Annotated in this window: 25 protein-coding genes; all 25 read right to left on the reverse strand. The window is 33.4% G+C overall.

The genetic code is table 11. The features are described from left to right. Window positions 1-93: 93 nt before the first annotated feature. On the reverse strand, window positions 94-1,389 hold the full coding sequence (gene uraA / locus NBE98_RS18665) for a uracil permease (protein WP_250816519.1): 1,296 nt from the start codon (window positions 1,387-1,389) through the stop codon (window positions 94-96). Between the two features lie 43 nt (window positions 1,390-1,432). Further along, window positions 1,433-1,969 carry a bifunctional pyr operon transcriptional regulator/uracil phosphoribosyltransferase PyrR gene (gene pyrR, locus NBE98_RS18670; protein ID WP_250816520.1) on the reverse strand — a complete coding sequence of 179 codons (537 nt, stop codon included), beginning with the start codon at window positions 1,967-1,969 and terminating at the stop codon, window positions 1,433-1,435. Window positions 1,970-2,148: 179 nt separating this feature from the next. Further along, entirely contained in the window at window positions 2,149-3,066 is a 918-nt protein-coding gene (locus NBE98_RS18675; protein WP_250816521.1) for an RluA family pseudouridine synthase, read from the reverse strand. Further along, entirely contained in the window at window positions 3,066-3,512 is a 447-nt protein-coding gene (gene lspA / locus NBE98_RS18680; protein ID WP_250816522.1) for a signal peptidase II, read from the reverse strand. The genes NBE98_RS18675 and lspA overlap by 1 nt, the downstream gene beginning before the upstream one ends. Before the next feature lie 31 nt (window positions 3,513-3,543). Next, a complete protein-coding gene (locus NBE98_RS18685) occupies window positions 3,544-4,170 on the reverse strand; it encodes a TraR/DksA C4-type zinc finger protein (RefSeq protein ID WP_250816523.1) in 627 nt (208 codons plus the stop codon). A gap of 65 nt (window positions 4,171-4,235) precedes the next feature. Next, window positions 4,236-5,537, reverse strand: a complete 1,302-nt coding sequence (gene aroA, locus NBE98_RS18690) for a 3-phosphoshikimate 1-carboxyvinyltransferase (protein WP_250816524.1) — start codon at window positions 5,535-5,537, stop codon at window positions 4,236-4,238. A gap of 151 nt (window positions 5,538-5,688) precedes the next feature. Continuing rightward, window positions 5,689-6,489, reverse strand: a complete 801-nt coding sequence (aroF, locus tag NBE98_RS18695; RefSeq protein ID WP_250816525.1) for a 3-deoxy-7-phosphoheptulonate synthase — start codon at window positions 6,487-6,489, stop codon at window positions 5,689-5,691. An 11-nt stretch (window positions 6,490-6,500) separates the two neighbouring features. Continuing rightward, complete coding sequence (locus tag NBE98_RS18700; protein WP_250816526.1) at window positions 6,501-7,193, reverse strand: 5'-methylthioadenosine/adenosylhomocysteine nucleosidase; 693 nt, start codon at window positions 7,191-7,193, stop codon at window positions 6,501-6,503. Between the two features lie 21 nt (window positions 7,194-7,214). Beyond that, window positions 7,215-8,300: a 3-dehydroquinate synthase gene (aroB, locus tag NBE98_RS18705; RefSeq protein WP_250816527.1), complete on the reverse strand. Its 1,086-nt coding sequence runs from the start codon at window positions 8,298-8,300 to the stop codon at window positions 7,215-7,217. Between the two features lie 104 nt (window positions 8,301-8,404). Further along, entirely contained in the window at window positions 8,405-9,010 is a 606-nt protein-coding gene (locus tag NBE98_RS18710; protein WP_250816528.1) for a DivIVA domain-containing protein, read from the reverse strand. A 13-nt stretch (window positions 9,011-9,023) separates the two neighbouring features. Beyond that, window positions 9,024-9,794, reverse strand: coding sequence for a YlmH family RNA-binding protein (locus tag NBE98_RS18715; RefSeq protein ID WP_250816529.1), 771 nt, complete (start codon window positions 9,792-9,794; stop codon window positions 9,024-9,026). Between the two features lie 7 nt (window positions 9,795-9,801). Then, entirely contained in the window at window positions 9,802-10,065 is a 264-nt protein-coding gene (locus tag NBE98_RS18720) for a YggT family protein (protein WP_250816530.1), read from the reverse strand. Window positions 10,066-10,079: 14 nt separating this feature from the next. Then, window positions 10,080-10,541 (reverse strand): cell division protein SepF, encoded by a 462-nt coding sequence (locus NBE98_RS18725; RefSeq protein WP_250816531.1) that lies wholly within the window; start codon window positions 10,539-10,541, stop codon window positions 10,080-10,082. 30 nt (window positions 10,542-10,571) lie between these two features. Continuing rightward, entirely contained in the window at window positions 10,572-11,222 is a 651-nt protein-coding gene (locus NBE98_RS18730; RefSeq protein ID WP_250816532.1) for a YggS family pyridoxal phosphate-dependent enzyme, read from the reverse strand. A gap of 179 nt (window positions 11,223-11,401) precedes the next feature. Further along, complete coding sequence (locus tag NBE98_RS18735; RefSeq protein ID WP_250816533.1) at window positions 11,402-12,127, reverse strand: DUF881 domain-containing protein; 726 nt, start codon at window positions 12,125-12,127, stop codon at window positions 11,402-11,404. Next, on the reverse strand, window positions 12,124-12,477 hold the full coding sequence (locus tag NBE98_RS18740; RefSeq protein WP_250816534.1) for a small basic family protein: 354 nt from the start codon (window positions 12,475-12,477) through the stop codon (window positions 12,124-12,126). The genes NBE98_RS18735 and NBE98_RS18740 overlap by 4 nt, the downstream gene beginning before the upstream one ends. A 9-nt stretch (window positions 12,478-12,486) precedes the next feature. Further along, window positions 12,487-13,203 carry a DUF881 domain-containing protein gene (locus NBE98_RS18745; RefSeq protein ID WP_250816535.1) on the reverse strand — a complete coding sequence of 239 codons (717 nt, stop codon included), beginning with the start codon at window positions 13,201-13,203 and terminating at the stop codon, window positions 12,487-12,489. 24 nt (window positions 13,204-13,227) lie between these two features. Continuing rightward, on the reverse strand, window positions 13,228-13,995 hold the full coding sequence (locus NBE98_RS18750; protein WP_250816536.1) for a cell division protein FtsQ/DivIB: 768 nt from the start codon (window positions 13,993-13,995) through the stop codon (window positions 13,228-13,230). Window positions 13,996-14,169: 174 nt separating this feature from the next. Then, a complete protein-coding gene (gene spoVE / locus NBE98_RS18755; RefSeq protein WP_250816537.1) occupies window positions 14,170-15,270 on the reverse strand; it encodes a stage V sporulation protein E in 1,101 nt (366 codons plus the stop codon). A gap of 15 nt (window positions 15,271-15,285) precedes the next feature. Continuing rightward, complete coding sequence (gene mraY, locus NBE98_RS18760; RefSeq protein ID WP_250816538.1) at window positions 15,286-16,251, reverse strand: phospho-N-acetylmuramoyl-pentapeptide-transferase; 966 nt, start codon at window positions 16,249-16,251, stop codon at window positions 15,286-15,288. A gap of 15 nt (window positions 16,252-16,266) precedes the next feature. Continuing rightward, window positions 16,267-17,649, reverse strand: a complete 1,383-nt coding sequence (locus NBE98_RS18765) for a UDP-N-acetylmuramoyl-tripeptide--D-alanyl-D-alanine ligase (protein ID WP_250816539.1) — start codon at window positions 17,647-17,649, stop codon at window positions 16,267-16,269. Beyond that, window positions 17,650-19,095: a UDP-N-acetylmuramoyl-L-alanyl-D-glutamate--2,6-diaminopimelate ligase gene (locus NBE98_RS18770; protein ID WP_250816540.1), complete on the reverse strand. Its 1,446-nt coding sequence runs from the start codon at window positions 19,093-19,095 to the stop codon at window positions 17,650-17,652. A gap of 190 nt (window positions 19,096-19,285) precedes the next feature. Continuing rightward, entirely contained in the window at window positions 19,286-21,472 is a 2,187-nt protein-coding gene (locus NBE98_RS18775; RefSeq protein WP_250816541.1) for a stage V sporulation protein D, read from the reverse strand. Window positions 21,473-21,486: 14 nt separating this feature from the next. Continuing rightward, a complete protein-coding gene (locus NBE98_RS18780) occupies window positions 21,487-21,987 on the reverse strand; it encodes a hypothetical protein (protein ID WP_250816542.1) in 501 nt (166 codons plus the stop codon). 27 nt (window positions 21,988-22,014) lie between these two features. Continuing rightward, on the reverse strand, window positions 22,015-22,947 hold the full coding sequence (gene rsmH, locus NBE98_RS18785; RefSeq protein ID WP_250816543.1) for a 16S rRNA (cytosine(1402)-N(4))-methyltransferase RsmH: 933 nt from the start codon (window positions 22,945-22,947) through the stop codon (window positions 22,015-22,017). Window positions 22,948-22,959 lie beyond the last annotated feature (12 nt).

The following is a 22,959-nucleotide window of genomic DNA, read 5'->3' on the forward strand; positions in this document are numbered from 1 at the left end:
AAAGTTTAATAGGTGCAGAAAAGCTCTAACTGTTACTGTTACAGTTAGAGCTTAGAATTTGCTTCCAGTTATATGTTTGTCTTCATCACTGGTCTAGATAATATATTCTTCGTTCATCAATCCAAATTTATTTAATAGATAAAACATTATAGAAAGAAGCATTCCGATAACTGCAGCTAAAGCCATCCCCTTTAATTCTACATCTCCTGGTAAAGTGATGCTGGCACCACTAACTCCAATTATAAACGTTACTGCAGCTAGTATCATGTTATAGCTCTTGCTTAAGTCAACCTTTTGCTCCACAAACATTCTAAGTCCTGAGGATGCAATAACCCCATATAATAGAATAGTTATTCCGCCCATAACTGGTGAAGGTATAGACTGTATTGCAGCTGCTACTTTTCCTATACAGGAGAAAATTATTGCTAATATGGCAGCTCCCCTGATTACCCAAACTGAATAAACCTTTGTTAATGCCATAACACCTATATTTTCACCATAGGTTGTATTGGGAGGAGAACCTGCGAAACCTGATAGTATATTGCTCAATCCATCTCCAAGCAGTGAACGGTGCAATCCTGGCTCCTTCATTAAGTCCTTTTCAGTAATATTCCCTGTTACAATTAAATGGCTTATATGTTCTGCAAATACCACTAAACATGCTGGAGCTATGATGAGGATTGCTTTCAAATCAAAAACTGGCGCATGAAACTGAGGCAGTTTGAACCAAGGAGCCTGAGCTATAATATTCTTATCTACCATCCCCATAGATAGTGATAGCACATATCCACACACAACAGCAATCAATATTGGTATAATCTTAAAAAACTTTCTAAAAACTACAGAACCGATAATTCCAATAAATAATGTAGTCAAAGCTACAGTTAATACTCTTGCATCCGGAACATAAGCCTGCACTGTCTCTCCTACTTTAGCGGCAGCAGGTGCTAGTCCAGCCTGTTGCGCAGCAAGAGGTGCAAGTTCTAATCCGATAACAGCAACTACCGATCCCATAACTGCAGGTGGCATTACTACATCAATCCACTTAATTCCAACCTGTTTTATTATGAAAGACATAATTACAAAGAATATTCCAAAGAATATAAATCCGGATTGCGCATGTCCAAATCCCCCGCTGGAAGTTAAAATTGCAAGAGTTGGTGCAATAAACGCAAAGCTTGAGCCAAGATAGGCTGGGATTTTGCCTTTTGTTACGAAAGTATACAGCAGGGTTCCAATTCCATTCATAAGCAGAGCAATAGCTGGATTCACCTGTAAAAGAATAGGTACCAAAATTGTTGCACCAAACATAGCAGTTAAATGCTGAAAACTTAAAGGGATAGTTTTTAAAATAGGCAGTTTTTCATCAATATCAATATAATTTTTCATAAAAGTTCCTCCTTCTTAGCCTCTCAGAGCTAAATTAAAAGATTTATAGTTCATATAGTTTAACTGAGTCAATGTTATCTATTTCGTTTAATTCTACTGAAACCAACTCATTTTTTGAGGTTGGGATATTTTTTCCTACATAATCAGCTCTAATGGGAAGCTCTCTATGACCTCTATCAATTAATACGGCTAGTTGAATTATCTTTGGTCTTCCGTGATGTATTACAGCATCAATAGCAGCTCTGGCTGTTCTTCCTGTATAAAGAACATCATCAACTAAAACCACAATTTTATTTTTAATTTCTATACCTAAAGCATCCTCATTTACAACTGGATATTCTCCTATGGTAGACAGGTCATCTCTATAAAGTGTTATATCTACGCTTCCAACTGGAATATTTGTACCTTCAATTTTTTCAATGGCCTCTGCAATTCTATGGGCCAAGGGATACCCTCTTCTCTTAATGCCTATAAGTACTACATCTTCTATACCTTTATTTCTCTCAATTATTTCATGAGCAACTCTAGTCAAGGTTCTTGCAATAGCTTTATCATCGATTAACTGTGTCTTCAAATTCATCTTCTTCCACCTCCTCTGTAATAAAATGCAAAATAAAAACGCCTTATCCTGAGATAAAGGCGCAATAAACAAAAGTTTATACATATAACAATTAAACACTATTTCGCAGCCTTATGATCTCACGGAATCACTTAAAGGTATATTAAATTTCTTGTTATAATAATAGCACACTTAATATACTAAAGCAATTCTTTTTGAAGTATATTTAATATTTTTTCAAAATAATCAGGTCTGCTGGCTTCAAAATGCATGTATTCTTTTGTAGTTGGATGAATAAAGCCAAGGAGCTTTGCGTGAAGCATTTGACCTTCAAGCTTAAATCTTTGTTTTTTATATCCGTAAACTGGATCTCCAACTAAAGGATGATTAATATGGGACATATGCACTCTAATCTGATGTGTTCTTCCTGTTTCAAGCTTGCACTCAACAAGCGTATTGCTTTTATATCTTTCTAAAACTCTATAATGAGTAACTGCTCTTCTGCCATCCTTTACTACTGCAATTTTAATTCGATCTACCGGATGTCTATCCAATGGAGCATCAATCGTACCCTCCTCTTGCTTTAAGACTCCCTCAGCTAATGCTATATAAATTCTATTTATACTGTGTTCTTTAAACTGGAGAGCCAAATGATTATGGGCAAAATCATTTTTTGCAACAACCAAAACTCCTGAGGTATCCTTATCTATTCTGTGAACTATTCCTGGTCTTGCAATGCCATTTATACCCGATAAGTCCTTGCAGTGATAAAGCAGAGCATTAACCAAGGTTCCTTCATACACTCCGGAAGCTGGATGTACAACCATACCTTGAGGTTTATTTATTACTATAACATCCTTATCCTCATATAAAATATCAAGTGGAATGTTTTCCGGTTTTATATTAAGCACAGCTGGCTCAGGAACAATTATTTGAATTTTATCACTTATTTTAAGTTTATAATTACTTTTTTTAACAGAACTATTTACTGTAACTTTACCTTCTTCTATCAAGTTTTGGATATAAGCCCTCGATTTATCCTGCATTTCTTTGGATAGATAAACATCCAATCTCACATCTTTTGTATTTTCATTAACTACAAACTTTATTAATTCCATTATTTTTCATCCTTCAATATGCATATAGCCAGAAGTATTGTTCCAACCACAACAAACATATCTGCTACGTTAAAAGTTGGAAAATAATAAACATCCTTGTAGTGAAGCAAAATAAAATCCACAACAAATCTGTATGCTAGCCTATCAATAAGATTTCCTAATGCACCAGCTATAATCAAAGCCAGGCTGTATCTAAGTAGTTTTGAAACAGGCTTATATTTTACAAGATAATATACCATACCAACTATTACTAAGGAAGTCATGACAGCTAAAGGCAGTACTCTATTTTGAAATATCCCAAAGGCAGCTCCTCTATTTTCTAAATAGGAAAATGCAAATAAGTCTTTAATTACAATTATATCATTTCCTGTAGCAAGACTTCTTAAAGCCCAAATCTTAGTTATTCTGTCTAAAATAATACCAATTAAAACTATTAAAAGTTCCATCCCCATCTCAACCTTTCATTACTATTACTAATTAATCGGGAAGCTGATTTTTATATTGCTGATTGCTTATTTGCTCTATAGGTTCAACATATAAAGGATCCTCATCTAGAAAATCGTAGTCTGTATTTTCCCGCCAATCAAACCTCTGAACATCTTGATAAGCATCCTCAGCATCGTATCCAACTTCATAATTTTGTTCATCAAAATCCTTTACACCATACCCAAACGGCTCTCCTAATACACTTTCTTCAACAGGTCTGTTATTTTTTTCTCTAGGTCTCATATTATTAGCTGCATCCTGACAGGTAACACAAAACTCTGCATAAGGTATAAATTCCAATCTTTCTTCCGGAATTTTTTTTCCGCATGATTTGCAAGTTCCATAACTTCCTTCTTCAATATTCGCCAAGCTATCTTCAATTTTCTTTATTATGGTTATCTCATGTTCTTTTAATGCTAAACCCCTCTCTTGATCAAAAGTTTCTGTAGCAATATCTGAAGGGTGATTGTCGTACATAGATAGTTCTGAAAGTTCAGTTGCGAATTCTACCTTTGAATTAAACGCTTCATTTTCTTCCATTTGTTTTAATAAAGCTATTACATCGTTTTTCTCGGCAAGAAGTTTTTTCTTATAATATTCAAGCTTTTGACTATTCATATTTCCACCCACCTATTCAAGTTAATTATGTCTTCTACTTATTTTCTCAAAATAAGTAGATTTTATTACTGGTGGATGTGAATATCAAAAATTTCTTTAAAATACTTCAATGAATCTGGAAAAGATATGTTTGTACAATCCCAATTATCTATAACTGTTATTCCTTCATTTCTCATAGCAAATGCTGTAAAAGCCAACGCAATTCTATGATCGCTATATGGGTTTATATGAACTTCTTTATTAACTAAGCAATCTTTTCCTATTATCTCTAATGATTCATCTGAATATATTACTTTAATACCTATAGAATTTAGATTATTAGCTATTGCCTTTATTCTATTACTTTCCTTATATTTAAGCTCTTTTATTCCTTCAATGACTGTAGTGCCGCTGCTGAAAGCAGCAAGTACAGAAAGCATTGGAATTTCATCAATTATATTTGGCACTTCTTCCGCTGCTATTTTAACTCCATTCAATCTGCTGCTGCTTGCAGCAATATTTCCCACTAATTCGCCATTAATGTTTTTAGAAATTTCATAGCTTAAACTCGCTCCCATTCTTTTAAGTATATCTAAATACTTTCTCCTTCTCTCGTTAAGCAGTACCTTTTCAATTCGTACCTCTGAGTCTATGCTCAATAAAAAGCAAGCAAGTATAAATGCTGCAGAAGATATGTCGCCTGGGATATATATATCTTTTACAGTAATATCTGAATTTTTTATAGTTATACTATTTTCATTAACTGCTATATCTGCACCTAAAGCTTTAAACATTCTTTCAGTATGATCTCTAGTGCTTTTATTTTCAATTACTATAGTCTCTCCCTCAGCCATAAATCCAGCTATTAGAACACAGGACTTTACCTGCGCCGAATCAACAGGCATTTTATATTTAATGCCCTTAAGCTTCTCCGATGCCATGAACTTCAAAGGAAGTAAGTTTGAGCTGCTTTCTATACTAGCTCCCATAGCTTTTAGAGGCACCACTACTCTATCCATTGGGCGTTTTCTTAATGAATCATCTCCATCGATTGAAGCCTCTATTCCGCAGCCGCAAATTAATCCGCTTAACAGTCTAGCTGTAGTTCCTGAGTTATTTGCATTTAAGCTTACTGAAACTTTACTGAAATTCTCATATCCAGGAGAATAAACGTATATTCCATCTTCATTATTTTCTGCTTCTATACCTATGTTTTTCATACAATGCAGGGTTGACAAACAATCCAAACTCCTGGGAAAGTTATATATCTTATAGCTTCCTTTTCCTAAAGCCCCAATAATTAAAGATCTGTGTGCGATGGATTTATCTCCAGGAAGCCTAAATGTTCTTTTAACCGCCTCATTTTTTCTTTGAAGCTCAATTTTCATTTAAACTAACCCTCCTGTATTCCTTTCAGGTACGTAATAATTATTAATTGTTACGCCTCCTGTATTCCTTGCAAGTACATAACAATTATTAATTGTTATGACTTCTATATTCTTCCTAGGTACTTAGTAATTCTTCTAAAATAAATATATTTTAATATATCTCTTTTAGTTTATTAACCTTGGAAATTATTTTTTCTAAAGAGCTTATAGATATCGTTTGTCTAGCATCAGATACAGCATTATCAGGATTTATATGACTTTCAATAATAAGGCCGTCGGCGCCTGCTGCTATTGATGCTAAACACATATTAGGAACAAGTTCTTTCATGCCTGTGCCGTGGCTTGGATCAACTATCACAGGCAGCCTATACTTTTGTTTTAGAACTGCTACGCTGTTTAAGTCTAGGGTATTTCTAGTATAAGTTTCAAAGGTTCTTATGCCTCTTTCACAAAGTACAACATTTGGATTTCCAAAAGATAGTATATACTCTGCAGCATACAGCCATTCAGATAATGTGGCACTCATTCCTCTTTTCAAAAGTACTGGCACCTTGCTTCTTCCTAACTCTTTTAGAAGAGAATAATTATACATATTTCTGGAACCAACCTGAAGCATATCAGAATATCCCGACACCATTTCTATATCTCTAGTATCCATAATCTCAGTTACTACAGGAAGTTGAACTTCACAGCCTACTTGCTTAAGTATTTTTAGTCCTTCTTCCTGCAGCCCTTGAAAGTCATAAGGAGAAGTTCTAGGCTTAAATGCACCTCCTCTTATCATGTGCACTCCCAGCCTTTTTAGTTTCCTTGCTATTTTTATCATATTTTCATAATCTTCAACAGAGCATGGCCCAGATATTATAATTTTATCTTCTGAGCCAAAGACTATATTGCTTATCTTTACCTTTATACTGTCACCACTGCTCTTGTCTACCAATAATTGTTTCACCCAATCATCACCTACATATTTTTTAGCATATTTTTAAGTATTATTATCGAATTATCAACTGCTATATTTTTGAATTTTTCATAATCCATATGAGCACCTGTGCTTGCATTATCTGATATTGATCTGATTACAACAAAAGGTGTCTTATTTAAATAACTGACCTGAGCAATGCTTCCACCTTCCATCTCACAGGCAACGGCATCAAACTCACTGTTAAGCCATTTTATTTTATCGCAATCTGCAATAAATTGATCTCCTGTTGCAATTCTTCCTACAAAAGATTTGCCTTCCTTAAGATAGCTGCAGGCTTCTTTAGCCTTCGTAACTAATGTTTCAGAACATTTAAAGTCATATGTATCAAGTCTTGGAATCTGTCCTATTCTATCTCCGAAAGCCGTGGTATCCATATCATGCTGAATTAAATTATCAGCTACAACTACGTCTCCCGGCTTGATATTCTCGCCAATTCCACCTGCTATACCAACATTTATTATATAGTCGACTTTAAAATCATCAATTAAAATTTGAGCACAAACTGCTGCATTAACCTTTCCTATCCCGCTTCTTACTACAACTGCATTTTGTCCCCAAAGCCTTCCAAAGTAAAAGTTCATCCTTGCCTTTGTTTCTTTTCTTTCAATTTCAATATCCTTGAGCAGTTGTTCTACTTCTTCATCCATTGCACCTATTATTCCAATAATCATATTAATTCCTCCTACTAATATTTATTTAACATTGCAAATACTTCTTTGCAAAGCTGATAATATGTCTTTCTCAGATACTACCACCTTAATCCTGCACAGCCCTATATCTTCCAGCAATACAAATCTTATACCGTCCGAGTTTTTCTTGTCATGCTTTATAGCATACAAAAAGGATGCAAAATTGTCAACTTTATACCTAATTGGTATACCCAATTTTATATATAAATTTTCTATTCTGCTATATATTTGGGGAGGAAGTTGAAGTTTTTCTTCAGACAGCTTTAAAGCTGCAAGCATACCTAACGCTACAGATATGCCATGAGTTATTGTGTAGTTTGAATCAATTTCTATGCCATGTCCAATTGTGTGTCCAAAATTAAGTATATTTCTAAACCCAATATCTTTATAATCCTCAGCAATAGTTTCAGCTTTAATACTAAGGCATTCTTTTACCACATAAATTAAACTATCCTCTTCCAGACTTAATATGCTTGAATAATTACTTTCAATGAAATCAAGCAATGCTTCATTTCTTATCAAACCATACTTTAAAATTTCTCCCAAACCATCTAACAGTTCCTGTTTCTCCAAAGTCTTTAAAAAATGAGTTGATATATAAACTGCTTCAGGATTATAAAAAGCTCCAATTATATTCTTAATGCCATTATGATTGTAACCAACCTTCCCACCTATAGAGCTATCTACCTGAGACATTAAGGTAGTTGGTATATTTATAAATCCAATACCTCTCATGTAGGTTGCTGCTGCGAAACCGGTTAAGTCTCCTACAACACCGCCACCAAAAGCAATTAATAAACTGTCTCTATCAGCACCATTATCAGTTAAAAACTTATACACATCGCTTATTGTATCGTAATTCTTGCTTTCTTCACCGTTCTTTATAGTAAACACTTTTGCCGTTAAATCCTTACGAAAATAATCAATTATATTTTTATGAAAGCTAGCTACCCTATCATCTGTGACTATAAATATTTTTTTTGAATACCTTCCATAGCATTCATATATGTAAGTTTTAAATTCTTCAAAACTATTGTCTATATAAACCTTATATTCAGCTTGAAGGCTATCTATTTTAAGTTCTTCCATTTTCCTTCCTCCTGTCTTTCCTTTAAGCCATAACAGTTGTTGATTTTTACTGTGCTTCCAAGGAATACAAATAGAAAAATCCCACTCCTAAGAGTGAGATATTGCTAGTCTTCTTTTACAAAAAAGCTTTTAATTTCACTTAAATTATCTTGTTTTAAATCATCAGATTTAATATTTTTAACTTTAAATTCTTCTTCAGAATCAATATCCTTTTCTTTAAGAGAATCTTCAAAGCTTGAACCGATATTATAATTTTTTATTACATCCTTTTCCAAGGTATTAAACATTTCTACTTGTGTATTCATAAAGTTTTTAAATTTAGCTCTAAACTTTATAAACTCTTGTTTTAATTGCTCATAGTCATCATTGATTTTCATAACGTCGTTATGAGCCTTATCTAAAATCCTCTGTGCTGATTCATTAGCAGTCTTAACTATTAAATCTGATTCTTTTTGTGCAACTTGTTTTGACTGCTCTGCAGCATTTTGCGCTAAAAGTAGAGTGTTTTGTATTGTTGTTTCCATCTTTGCATAGTGCTCTACTTTTTCATTTAGTGCACTAATTTTCTCTTTCATAGACGAATTTTCTTTATACAATGTTTCGTAATCTTCTGCAATTTTATCTAAAAATTCATCTACTTCCTCAGCAGAATATCCTCTTATTGCTCTTTTAAATTCTTTATTAGTTATGTCCATAGCTGTTATTTTCAAAATTACCACCTCATCATATGTATTTTTTCATAGATAGCTTCAGTCTTCCTCTTTGAGTAGAACCTATCTGCTCAATAAACTTAAATTTACCATATCCTCTTACTGTTATAACAGTACCAGCTTCAATAACCTTATCTTTTTCGTTTATATCAACATAATCAATTAATACCTTTGATGCCTGAATGAGCTCAACAGCCTTAGCCCTTGACAAGCTGCATATTGAACTAACAATACAATCAAGCCTTAAAGAAGTACTATGAAGCATAAAATCCTCATACCTGGCACTTATATTCAAATCACTATAGTCATCAATTATATCAACTTTACATGGACATCGACCTATAGAGGTTAAATTATATAAAATATAATCGCTAATCTCTTCGCTAACAGCTGCATAACAGTTGTTTCCATCTAAGATCAAATCACCATATTTTTCTCTTTTTATCCCTAAAGCCATTATCGCTCCAAGATAATCTCTGTGATCTAAACTTTCAAATTTAGACTTGTTTTGTATTTTTATAAGCTTAGCAGGATACTTTTCAGGTTCCTCTTGAGCCATGCAAAGCATTTTTCTCTCGCTCTCTTCGAAAATGCCACAGGTGTATATATTGATATTGAAGCTCTTGTTCATATCTTTTACTATTTTCCAAACATTTGGAGGGTAAAATTCTGATGTAAATACGGGTCTTGAAATTTTCTCTGCCAGCTTAATCTTATCATATAAATTTGATAATAAATTATCATCTTCAAACTTTATAGTACTTATAAAACTTTTCTTATCCATAGTTTTATTACAAGATTACAAATACTAATCTTCTTAGCAAGCTAATAATAAAATAAGCAATGATAGGTGAAAAATCAAGCATGGACATTGGCATTAATCTTTGCTGAAGTTTTCTTGCGGGTGCCATAAAAGGCTCAGTGAAAATATGAAGTATATCTATGAACATATTCCCCCTGCCTCTATAAACCCAAGACAATATTACATCTATCAAAATGGCGTACTCTAAAAATCTAAAGAGCAAATTCAATGCATACCTTAAAGTTAAAATCATATTTGCCTCCAAAATTATTTATTCCAATTCAAAATACCATTGCTGCTAAGTTCATTTTTTAAGTCATTGGATACTTCAACATTTGAAGGTGACAAAATGAAAACGCCTTTTTCTACCTGCTGCAATTCTCCACTTAAGGCGTAGCAAGCACCACCAATGAAATCTAAAAGTCTTTGAGCCAGCTTTGGTTCTAGTGATGTGGTATTGACAACTACAATCTTTCTGTTTCTTAGATTATCGCATATATTTGCAGCCTCATCATAATCATTTGGCTTTATAATAACTACTTTAGCCGAAGCTGCAGTATGTATGTTTACAACATTGCTTTTTGGTTTTTTACTTGAAGTAAATATGGACTCAACTTGAGCTACTTCTTCTTCTCTAATTATATCGTCTTTTTCTTCATTTTCTTCTAATTCTATATCCTCTTCAAGTCCTAAAAATCCCATCATTTTATTTATCATTTTTGCAGACATTTTCTTACTCCCCCTACGTTTATTATTAATTTATCTTCTTCCAAATATACCGGTACCGACTCTTATCATATTTGAACCTTCTAAGACTGCTATTTTATAATCATTTGTCATACCCATAGAAAGATATTTCATATGAATATTATTATATTTCTTTAACTTTATACTATCAAATATTTGCTTCACTTGTTTAAAATAGTTGCGGCAGCTTTCCTCATCACCTATTGGAATAATAGCCATAAGCCCTTCTACCTCTACATGCTTGCAGCTTTCACAAACTTCTAATAAATGTTCAAGCTCTTGAGGTTTTATTCCTGTCTTGCTTTCTTCCTCTCCAATATTTATTTGTATAAGAACCTTTGCAGACATATTTCTAGTACCATACTGTCTCTCAATTTCCTCTAAAAGCTTAATACTATCAAGTGAGTGTATTAGCTCAACCTTGCCTACTATATACTTTACTTTATTTCTTTGCAGGTGTCCAATTAAATGCCATCTAATATCCTTAGGCAGTTTGTCATTTTTATCAAGCAGTTCCTGAACTCTATTTTCTCCGAAATTTCTTATGCCACAATCATAAGCTTCATTAATCTCTTGAACGCTTTTATACTTTGAAACTGCTATTAAGGTTATATCATCAGTTAAGCCATCCTTTATGGTTTTTATTTTATCAGCTATAGACAATATTACCGTCTCCTTTAAATTTATTGTAGAAATAAAAACTTATTAATACACAATAAATTAAATTATATTATTATTATTCTTCAAAAATTCGAAAACTCCTTCAATTCAACTATATTTTTTAATAAAATTTAACCTGTCATTAAAATTTTATAATTATGACAGGTTAAATCTTATTATCCCTATTTTACTGACTTAATAAAATTCCTATTTAATTCATGATAGTATCCTTGAATTTTAATATTCTCAGATTCTTTAACTTCAACATTTATCCCTCTATTTATCATCTCTTTTAAATAGTGTTCATCAGCTAGCATAAACTGCCTAAGCCCATCCTTGTTTCCAATAGCGCTAATATAAAAAGGGGATGCAATCTTTACTCCATTTATATTTAGCAGAGGTCCGTCGCAGATTACTTCACTGCTTTCAACAATTCTTTGACCATTAACAGCTATAGCTTCAGCACCTGCATTTCTAAGATCGTTTATTATATAAGTAATATCATAGTTGTGAACTATTTTAAACAAGATGTCTGGATCATCCTCATTGTAGAATAAATCATTGCTAAGATCTTTAAGAGTTATCACTATTCCTTGCCCTTCTACATCCATTTGCCCAAGAAGCATCTTATTTCTATCAAGCTCATTTTGTATCTCGCCTACAACGTTATTTGAACCTTCCTTATTATAGTTGATTTTTCTCAGTTTATCATACAACTCTTCATAAATATCCTGCATGTTGCTAATATCAGTTCTAAGTTTGTTTCTTTGATTGTATGCATCTTGATATTGTTTTGTTGTTAAAAATACTCTATTATAAGTCCTATTAAAGTTAATATTTAATGATATTAGTATTCCAACTATTATTGAAGCAATGAAAACAAATAATGATGCCTCATTATTTTTCATTTAACCACCTCATTGTGTGATTTAGCTTTTTCAAGCATTAGCCTCCTAATAATTGCAAAGTTATCAAATATTCTTCCTCCAAACACTATTACTGCAGCCAGATAAATTGGAACATTAAGTTTATCACCTAAATAAGCAAGCGCAGCAGCCAAAACAGCATTACCGAAGAAACCTGAAATAAACACATCTGCCCTAAAATTCTTTGAAAGAGCTGCCCTTAGTGCCCCAAAAACAGAATCCAAGCATGCCAATATTGCAACAGACATGTATGGTGAAAATTTATCAGGTATATTTATATCCCAAAATACTCCTGCAATAATACCTAACAATAATCCTATAAATGCTATCATTTAATCACCTCATTTTTGCTTTACTGGTTTTGCATATTCAAATTTAAAACTTTTGTTGTATTTTTTTATTGTTATATTATCTGACTTTTCGTAAGTAATCTTGCTGACGGTTTTAAATTCATTAAGAGCACCTGGAAAAGTAAATACACTATATAGCACATCTTTATCACCTATAGCTTTTATAGTTATTCTATCCATTGGTGAAACTTTTTCTCCATTTATCCTAATATCACTCCCTGATACTACTATACCAGTTCTTGGAGTTATCCTAATATCATTTATAGAAACAGCTTCTGCTCCTCCTGCTATAAGATCATTAACAATATAAACCAAATGTTTGTCTGTTATTCTTTCTGCCTGTAAATCGCTTCCTAAGATGCTTTTGTTAGGAGTTAAATATACAACAACACCAGGTCCTTGAACGTCCTTAGTTCCTGTGAGAAGTCTTGTAGTCTCAAGTTCTTCAAGGAGCGCCTTTGACTCATCGTTTTTATTTGCTGCAGCCTCTTCATAGCTTTTCAGCTTTCCTTGCAAATCATCGATGTTCTTTTGCATTTGTTCTTTTTGCTTTTTATATTGCTCTATTTCAATAGTTATATCACTATTAGTTTCTGGAGCCTTAAATACTTTTGCTTGATTATTTAGTATTTTAAACTGATAAGCAAGCATAAATCCAAGAATACAGCAAACTAAAGCAACAGAAATTTGTGAAGTGTACTTCTTCATTGTTTTCCTCCTATAAATCTAAAGCTATTTTTCAATGTATACTACAGGATTCCCTTCGAAGCTTACATCAATATAGCCCTTTTGGTCTTTTAAATCATTATTTTCAATAATATTAAAAGCTAAATTCAACTTTTCCTTAATATTGCCAGTTCCTAATTTAATTGAAATATCATTACATTTAACAATAGTATTTAACGAATCAGACAAATTCACAGATGTAATTTCAATGCTGCTGGTATTCAGGGTTATCAACTCTGTTATAGTCCCTATGTCATTAATTTTTCTTTTATCTTCTTTTATAACAGGTTCACCAAGTTTCGTTTCAACTAAATCAAAACCTTCAAGACTTGTTAGCTTCATGCCGGAAATATCATCTTTTTCTTCCAAAACAATTCCATTTTTATCAATTATTAAAAAATTGTTATCGCGTTTTCCATAAAAGACAGCCTGTCTTTCACTCACTGATACAACTATTGTATTAGGCAGCTTTCTTTTAATATCTGCCTTTAATATATACGGATTTTTCAATACATTAGTTCTTATATTTTTAAGATTTAAATAAAAAATATTCGTTCCGATAATATCTTTAACCATATTTTCTATTTCATCACTGTTAACTATGCTGTTATTGATTATTTTTATATTGGATACATTGAAATAAGTAAGCTTCAAGCATAAAGTAACTAAAACAGAAATAAGAAGCACAGAAAATATGACCGTTCTCTTTATAGCCCTTTTTTGTCTTCTCTTTATTATTAATTCATTATTTGTGCTAATTTGAGTTTGTCTCAATTTATTATCACACCTTATACTTTAGTAATTAGAATTCTACTATATATAATACCACTTAATGAAACTAAATTCATTATGTTTAGGAAGAATTTTTATTAATAATGAGAGAAATTTGTTAAATTTTTCTCATTCGAAAATCAAGTTAAAAAAGCATTGCGGTTAAGCAATGCTTCATCAATTATTACATTGTCGTGATATGTTTAGAACAATTCCCACTCCCATGAGATTAAAAACTAAAGCTGATCCTCCGTAACTAATGAAAGGAAGTGGTACCCCTGTTACAGGCATTGAACCAGTTACAACTGCTATGTTAATAACAGCCTGAACAGCTATTACAGAAGTAATCCCAATGGCAAGTAAAGTTCCGTATGTATCCTTTGCTCTCATTGCTGTCCTGATGCCTCTCCAAATAACAACTAGAAATAATATTATTATTAAAGTACATCCAATCAAGCCAAGCTCTTCTCCTACAATGGAAAAAATGAAATCAGTATGAGGCTCAGGTATGTAGTAAGCCTTCTGTCTCGATTTTCCTAAAGTAACACCAGTTATACCACCTGCACCAAAGGCTAGCAGAGATTGAATAAGCTGATATCCATCTCCTCTTGGGTCTGCCCAGGGATCAAGGAAACTTGTAAATCTAGCCAATCTATATGGAGCTAATAGAATACCGAGTACACCTAAAGCTCCAACCATTCCAAGTATTTCAAAGAAGTGCAGCCATCTTGCTCCTGCAACAAACAACACTATCATTGTAACAATCATTATAACCGTAGCAATACTTAAGTTAGGCTCCATAAGAATTAAAGCAGCATAAAAACCAGATACTATAAGGTATGGCAGTATGCCATAAATAAAGCTTTTAATCTTTTCCCCTTTATACTCAATGCTCTTTGCCATATAAAGAACTACAACATATTTTGCAATCTCAGATGGCTGAAGAGCGAACGGACCTAATGGAATCCACCTACTAGCTCCATTAACTGCAGGAGTAAATAATACTACGATTAAAAGTCCTATAGTAACAATCATGAAAATATTTGTTAATTTTTTTAGTTTATGATAATCAGTTCTTATAACTAAAGCCATTGCAAAAATACCAGCTATAGCAAAGGCGCCCTGCCTCTTTAAATAATACATACTGTCATTTTTCCTAAAGAAAGAACTGTAGGAGCTGGCGCTAAAAACCATAACCACACCAATTGCTACCAGTATCATTATTGATGAAAACAAAATAAAGTCGATATTCCCCATTTTTACATTGGATTTTTTCATATTGGACGTATCCTCCTAGATAATTGCTGGTAAGGATAAAAATGCTACTAAACATAAAATAACGGTAATTATTGAAAACAATGAAACTATCTTTGTTTCATGCCAACCTGATAATTCAAAATGATGATGGAGCGGGCTCATTTTAAATACTCTTTTACCTGTAAGTTTAAATGACGCAACCTGTATTATTACTGACAAAGTTTCCACAGCATATACTCCACCTACTATTATAACCAATAATGGGAGTTTTAGTATCAAAGCTATAGAAGCAATTGCTCCCCCTAATGCCAACGAACCAGTATCTCCCATAAACACTTGAGCCGGGAACGCATTATATCTTAGGAAACCAAGCAAAGATCCAGCGATTACGCCGCAGAATATTGCTAAGTTGTAATGACCAAGTCCAAAACTTACTAAGGCAAAGAAAGTCATAACTAATAGCGTTACAGAAGTAGCTAAACCATCCAAACCGTCCGTTAAGTTTACTGCATTAGTAGTAGCAGCATAGTATAGTACTACAAATGGTATATACCATATTCCTAAATCAAAGTTTATTTGAGTAAAAGGTATAAAAATTTTAGTTCCTATTTTTGGACTAGTAGCAGCATAATAGCCTAGAACACCAGATACTATAATGAGTAGTATCATTTTTTCTGCTGCTCTTAATCCAAGATTCTTTTTATGTATTATCTTTAAACCATCATCTAATGCACCTATTATTCCAAAGGCTATAAAAGAATAAAGAGCTATCATTGCTTCATCACTAGGCTTATTTATTAGAATAGCCATAGTGATAAAGGAAGAAATTATGAATATAATACCTCCCATAGTAGGAGTTCCAGCTTTTTTCTGGTGGCTTTTAGGCCCCTCTTCTCTTATATTTTGGCCAAACTTTAACCTGTGAAGAAGCGGTATTAAAATCGGTCCTAGTATGGATGAAATAAAAAATGCTATTAAAACAGCATAAACAATTTTATACATAATTCTATCCCCTCTTTAGCAATTTAACAGCTTAAGCTTATTAACTATACTTTCAAACTTCATAGACCTGGATGCCTTTACTAAAACTACATCCTTTTCCTTTATAATACTTTGCAGATATTCAGCTGCTTTTTCATTACTATCAAATTGCATAAATTTTCTGTCCTCATTAAAGCCTTCTTTAAAAGCTTCGCTAAATTCTCCTATAGTTATCAGCAGGTCAATATTCCTAGCTGCGACATACGTTCCAACCTCTTTATGAAGCATATACCCTTCTTCTCCAAGTTCTTTCATAGTCCCTAAGATTGCAATCTTTCTATGTCCCGAAGCATTTTCTAAAACTTCTAATGCAGCCTTCATAGAGTCAGGACTAGCATTATAGCAGTCGTCAATTATTGTAAATTTACTACCTTTTACTACATCAAGCCTCATAGAAGTAAATTCGAGTAAAGAACTTCCTTCTATCATTTCTTCATAACTCACATTAAGTGCTTTTCCGCAAGCTATAGCAAGAAGTGAATTTTGCACATTATGCTTTCCTGGTATAGAAATACTGAACTCAGGGCTAATAGTGTTACTTTTTTCTTTAACTTCAAAGCTTATGCTGTCTTCATTTAAAACTATATTTTCAGCTATATAATCAGCAGTTTTTTCTTCAGTACTTATTCTAAAAATATGGTAGTTTTCAGAATCAATCGTTCTTAATAAATCATTATCGTGATTTACTATCAATATACTCTTTTCATTAAAGAAATCTGTTATCTCCAATTTAGCCTTTAGTATATTTTCTCTTGTTTTTAAATACTCAATATGCGATACACCTATATTTGTAATTATAGCTATATTAGGCCTTGCAACATCAGCAAGTCTGTGAATCTCACCAAGATTACTCATGCCCATTTCAAGAACAGCAACATCATATTCATCTGTTAATTTAAATATCATAAGAGGAAGTCCTATTTCATTATTGAAATTCCCATTAGTTTTAAACACTTTGTATTTTGAGCTAAGCATAGAAGCAACTAAGTCTTTTGTTGAAGTTTTTCCAGTTGAACCGGTTATGCCAACAACTTTTATTCTCAGCTTGCTTCTATAGTGCTTAGCAAGCTGTAGAAGAGCTATCTTTGTATCAGCTACCTTTATAATCGCTGTATCCTTATGAAATTTGTCAGCCTCACATAAAATCTCATCAACTATGCATATGACAGCTCCTTTATTGCTTGCCTCTGCCGCAAAGGCATTTCCATTAAAATTTTCACCTTTAATAGCAACAAAAATGCTGTTTTTTTGTATAGTTCTTGTATCTATTCCAAGAGCTTCAAGTTCTATTTCATTTCCTTCTTTAATTATTTCTCCATTTACTGCCTCTACAATTTCATTTAGGGACAAATTCAACATCTATAACAGCTCCTTTATTATATCAGCAATAACTTCTCTTTCATCAAAGTGTATTACTTTATCCTTTAGTTCTTGATAGTCCTCGTGGCCTTTACCAGCAACAACGATAATATCGCCTTTTTCAGCAATACTCATAGCCTTCTTAATAGCATCTCTTCTATTTTCAATTGTAATATAATTATCATTTGGAACGCCGTTTAAAATATCATTTATTATAGCTATTGGCTCTTCTGATCTTGGATTGTCAGAAGTTATAACCGTTATATCACTTAATCTGCTAGCTATTTCCCCCATTATAGGTCTCTTTGTTTTGTCTCTATCTCCTCCACAGCCAAACACTGAGATTAGTCTTCCTTTTGTAAATTCCCTAGCAGTACTTAATATATTTTCAAGACCGTCGGGAGTATGAGCATAATCAACTATTACTTCATAATCCAAGTTATATTTCTTAGTAACAATTTCACATCTGCCTGGAACAAAAACTTTTTCAAGACCTTTTTTAACAATCTCAAGGCTGATTCCTTCATTCAGACAAGCACCCGCACTTCCGAGAGCATTATATATGTTGTACCTTCCAGGTATATTCAAATTAATGTGTTCATATTGGCCACCATTTATTAGATCAAATTCTATTCCTCTGGAATGCATAACTATATTTTCAGCTTTTATATCAGTTGTTCTATTGATTCCATATGTGACTTTATTAGCAACTACATCATCATAAACACGCCTGCCATATTCATCATCCATATTAATAATAGAATTTCTGCTGTTTTTAAACAACATAAGCTTAGCATCATAGTAGTTCTCAAAAGTAATATGAAAATCTAAATGATCCTGAGTTAAATTAGAAAATATAGCCTCAGAAAATTCTATTCCATAAACTCTATCTAAAGCTAGTGAATGCGAGGATACTTCCATAACGCAATAAGTAACTCCACTATCAACCATTTTTTTTAATAGTTCATGAAGCTCTAGAGATTCAGGAGTTGTTCGATGAGATGGTATTTTTTCATCTCCAATATAATTGGCAATAGTTCCAATCAACCCTACCTTATTTCCTGCTTCCTCTAATATTGACTTTATCATATATGTAGAAGTGGTTTTCCCATTGGTTCCAGTTATGCCAATCATTTTAAGCTTTCTCCAAGGTTCACCATTAAATATAGATGCAGCAGAGGCTAGCCCTTTTCTTGTATCTTCAATCTTTAGCACTGAAGCAGAACCTTCCAAAGATATTTCCTTTTGACAAATTACTGCTGCTGCTCCTTTTTCTAAAGCCTTTGCAGCATAGTCATGACCATCCATCTTAAGTCCTTCTATACAAAAGAATACGTCTCCTTTCTCAATTTTTCTGGAATCATATTCTATCTTATTAATATTTATGTCGTCACTACCGCTTAATATGCAGTAATTCAAACCTTTTAGCAATTCTTTTAATTTCATAGCTCTTCTCCTTTCTGTACAAACCCAGAATAGTTTATTCACTGGTTTTCCAAGCTGGGTTACATCAATCTGGTACACCCTTAAAATCTTGATTATAGACTCTGCCCTCCTAGGCATATACACAATATTGGCATGCAATATTACTTAAAATAAAGAAATATTTGCATGCCTCAAAAAAAACTTTTTATAATTAATCTTCAATAACGTCCAATTCTAACTCAAGAGTTGCACCCTTAGTGACTTGATCACCAGCTTTTATATTTTGATTTGATACAAGCCCTTCTCCAGTAAACTCAGCCTTTAATCCTAAATTTTTCAAAACAGTTATAGCTTTTTCCTTACTTAGTCCTAAAAGTTCTGGTACAATCACCACTTTATTATAGTTGGTAGCTGTTCCAGTGTAAAGCAACAATTTGTCGCCCTCCTTAACGGTATATCCCGGCTTAGGATTCATGTCTACTACATAATCACCTTTTGTATCAGCGTCATAAGTTAGCTTTAATTCTTTTAAAAGCTTAGCAGCAGCATCCTTTTTCATACCTCTAACCTCAGGTACCACTACATCACTACGCATGCTTTTAGCAATTTCTTCACTTGATGCATCTACTTCTATTGCCAAATAATTAAATATATCATTGAATAGCTGCTTAGCTACTGGAGCAGCTATCTGACCAGCATAATAATTTGATGGATCTGGCTCATCAATAGAAATAAATACAGAAATCTTGGGATTGTCAGCTGGTGCCATACCTCCAAAAGAGGATATATATTTTCCTGACGCATAACTTTTTGTAACACTGTCAACCTTTTGGGCAGTTCCAGTTTTACCAGCTATGTGATAACCAGGAATATGAGCATTCTTACCTCCACCTTCTGATACAACTTTTTCCAAATACTCTCTTAAATTATTGGCAACATCCTCTTTTAATATACTTCTTTCATTGTACTTGTCATAGTTCTGTTCATATATTTTTTTGTTATTGCTATCAAACTGTACAATTTCTTTCATTACATGCGGAGTTACTAACTTTCCACCATTTGCAATTGCATTTAGAGCTGTCAAATATTGAATACCTGAAACTGTATTGCTTTGTCCGAAAGATATTGTTGCTAAGTCCACATCAGTGATGCTGGAAGTTTTTCTTATAATTCCCTTAGCTTCACCTGGTAAATCAACACCAGTCTTTTGACCAAATCCAAATTTATTTATATATTTATTTAAATTATCTTTTCCAAGCCTCTTTCCAAGTTCCATGAAACCAACGTTGCATGAATTTTTTAATATATCTACAAAGTTTTCATCACCGTGCCCAGTTCTTTTCCAGCATCGAATAACTCTATTCAATACTCTGGTACTTCCTCCACAGACAAAATGATCATCTTCATGCACAACATTTTCTTCCATAGCAGCATAGGCTGTAATTACCTTAAATATTGAGCCTGGTTCAAAAGTATCGCTTACAAGCCTATTTCTCCACATTTTCTGAAGTTCATCCTGAGTTTTCCCTTCAACCCATGGGTTATTGGGATTATAATCCGGCTTATTGGCCATAGCTAAAATTTCACCTGTTTCTGGCTGCATAACTGTTATGCTCACATTTTTCGCCTTATTGTCATTTAAAGCTTGCTGTGCTGCCTTTTCTGCAAATTGCTGTATCATCTTGTCTATAGTCAGTACCAGGTCTTTGCCATCTACAGGCTTAGTGAATTCAGAAATTATGTAAGGTTGTCCTTTACTCTTATTATCTGTTTCAGACATTATTATGCCCGGTGTGCCTGATAGAATCTTATCATAGCTAAGCTCTACTCCATTAAGTCCAACACCATCTTTTCTTACATGCCCTAAAACATGAGACAGTAAATTATCACCTGGGTAATATCTCTTTGTATCCGAGGAAACTTGAATCCCTCTTATATTTAAATCAATAATCTTGTCTGCCTGCGCCTTCTCAATCCTTCTAGCTAAAGAAGCGGATGCCATAGGAAGACCATTAGGAAGAGTTTTGTATAGAATCTTTAAAACCTCATCCCTTTCCATGTTTAACGCTTCGGCCAGCTTTGGTGCGATTTCTTCTCTAGTGATACCTTTTTCATCTAGATGTTGTCTTAGAGAGTTCATATCTAAATCAACTCTGTAAACATTAGCACTAACCGCTAACTCAAGACCATTCCTATCTAGAATTCTTCCTCTTTTTGCATCTATCTTTACTTCACTTGTCCACTGTTCTTTCGCAATTTTTGTCAGATGTTCCGATTGTCCAACCATAACATAAAACAGCCTTATGATTAGCAAAAAAAATAAAAGAAAAAGTATGCCAAATGAAATCAGCATCCTTTTTTTAATTATCACCTTGTCCCTAAAATCGCGTGTAGCCAACCTATCTACCCCCACTAAAACAATATATTTCTAAGCTTTGCTATAAAATCCTCCTGCTTATTCTTTTTATTATCTTCAGTATTTTTTGCAAAGTAATCTTTAGTGGTTTCCAGGTGAATTATATTCTTTTTATCGGGAGTGATCATATGTAGTTTTGTTTTTGCAGTTTCTTCAATCTGTTGAATACTATTAGATTTTAATAACTGGCTTACGAGGTCTTCATTTTCCATATTTAAATTATGTATTTGGCTTTTTACCTTAACTATGTCCTTCTGCATGTTATATACTGCCGCATACCGTCCAATTAATAAAACCCCAACTAAAAACGAAATACCTATACCTTTTATTACCTTGGCTTGTTTTTTAAGTCTAATCTGTGCCTGCGCCCTTTGTCTTGCAATTCTTTCCTTCTTTTGTCTCTTAAGCTCTTCCTCTAGGTTTCTTGTCTGAGGCTTTTGCTTAGGTGCTAAAGCCGAGCTGCCGTTTATTAGGTTTTTGTTGTCCATTACTATCACTTTATTCACCCCATCCCAAAATTAGAACTAAATTCGCTCTGCTATTCTCAATTTGGCACTTCTGCTTCTAGGATTCTCAGTAACTTCCTCTAGAGAAGGCTCAATTGGTTTTCTTGTAATTATTTTCACTTTTGACTTCTTTCCACATATACACACAGGAAACTCCTTAGGGCATTTACATGGATTTTCAAGTTCCTTAAATTTATTTTTAATTATTCTATCCTCTAAAGAGTGGAAAGTAATAACTGCAACTCTCCCACCAATATTAAGCTTATTTACAGCTCCCTCAATTGCTTTATCTAAAATATCTAATTCTTTGTTAACCTCTATCCTTATAGCTTGAAAGGTTCTTTTTGCTGGATGAGGTCCTTCCCTTCTTGCCTTTGCAGGGATTGCAGCCTTGATTATATCTACAAGCTCAAGAGTAGTTTCTATTGGTTTATTCTTTCTTCTGTCTACAATAAATTGAGCAACCCTCTTTGCGAACTTTTCTTCTCCAAAATCTCTGATAACTCTATAAAGCTCCTCGACGCTATACTCATTTACTAAATCATAGGCAGAAAAGTCCGACTCTCTATTCATTCTCATATCTAAAGGTGCATCCTGCATATAGCTAAAGCCCCTTTCTCCAGTATCAAGCTGATAGGACGAGACCCCGAGGTCCATCAGTATGCCATCTACTCCTTCTATATTGAGCTCTTCAAGTATTTGCTCTACATTGGTAAAGTTGTTGTGGACAAAAATTACATTCTCATATTGCTTAAGTCTTTCTCCAGCAGCTTTTAGGGCATCCCTATCCTGATCGATGCCAATTAATCTGCCTTGTGCACTAAGTCTTTTTATTATCTCGCTAGAATGTCCAGCACCTCCTAAGGTGCAATCCACATATGTTCCATTTTCACTTATGTTAAGACCTTCAATTACTTCATTCAACAATACTGATACGTGTTTAAACTCCATTGTCATCCTCCT

The organism is Clostridium swellfunianum (genome assembly GCF_023656515.1).
In the GTDB taxonomy this organism is placed as follows: domain Bacteria; phylum Bacillota; class Clostridia; order Clostridiales; family Clostridiaceae; genus Clostridium_AT; species Clostridium_AT swellfunianum.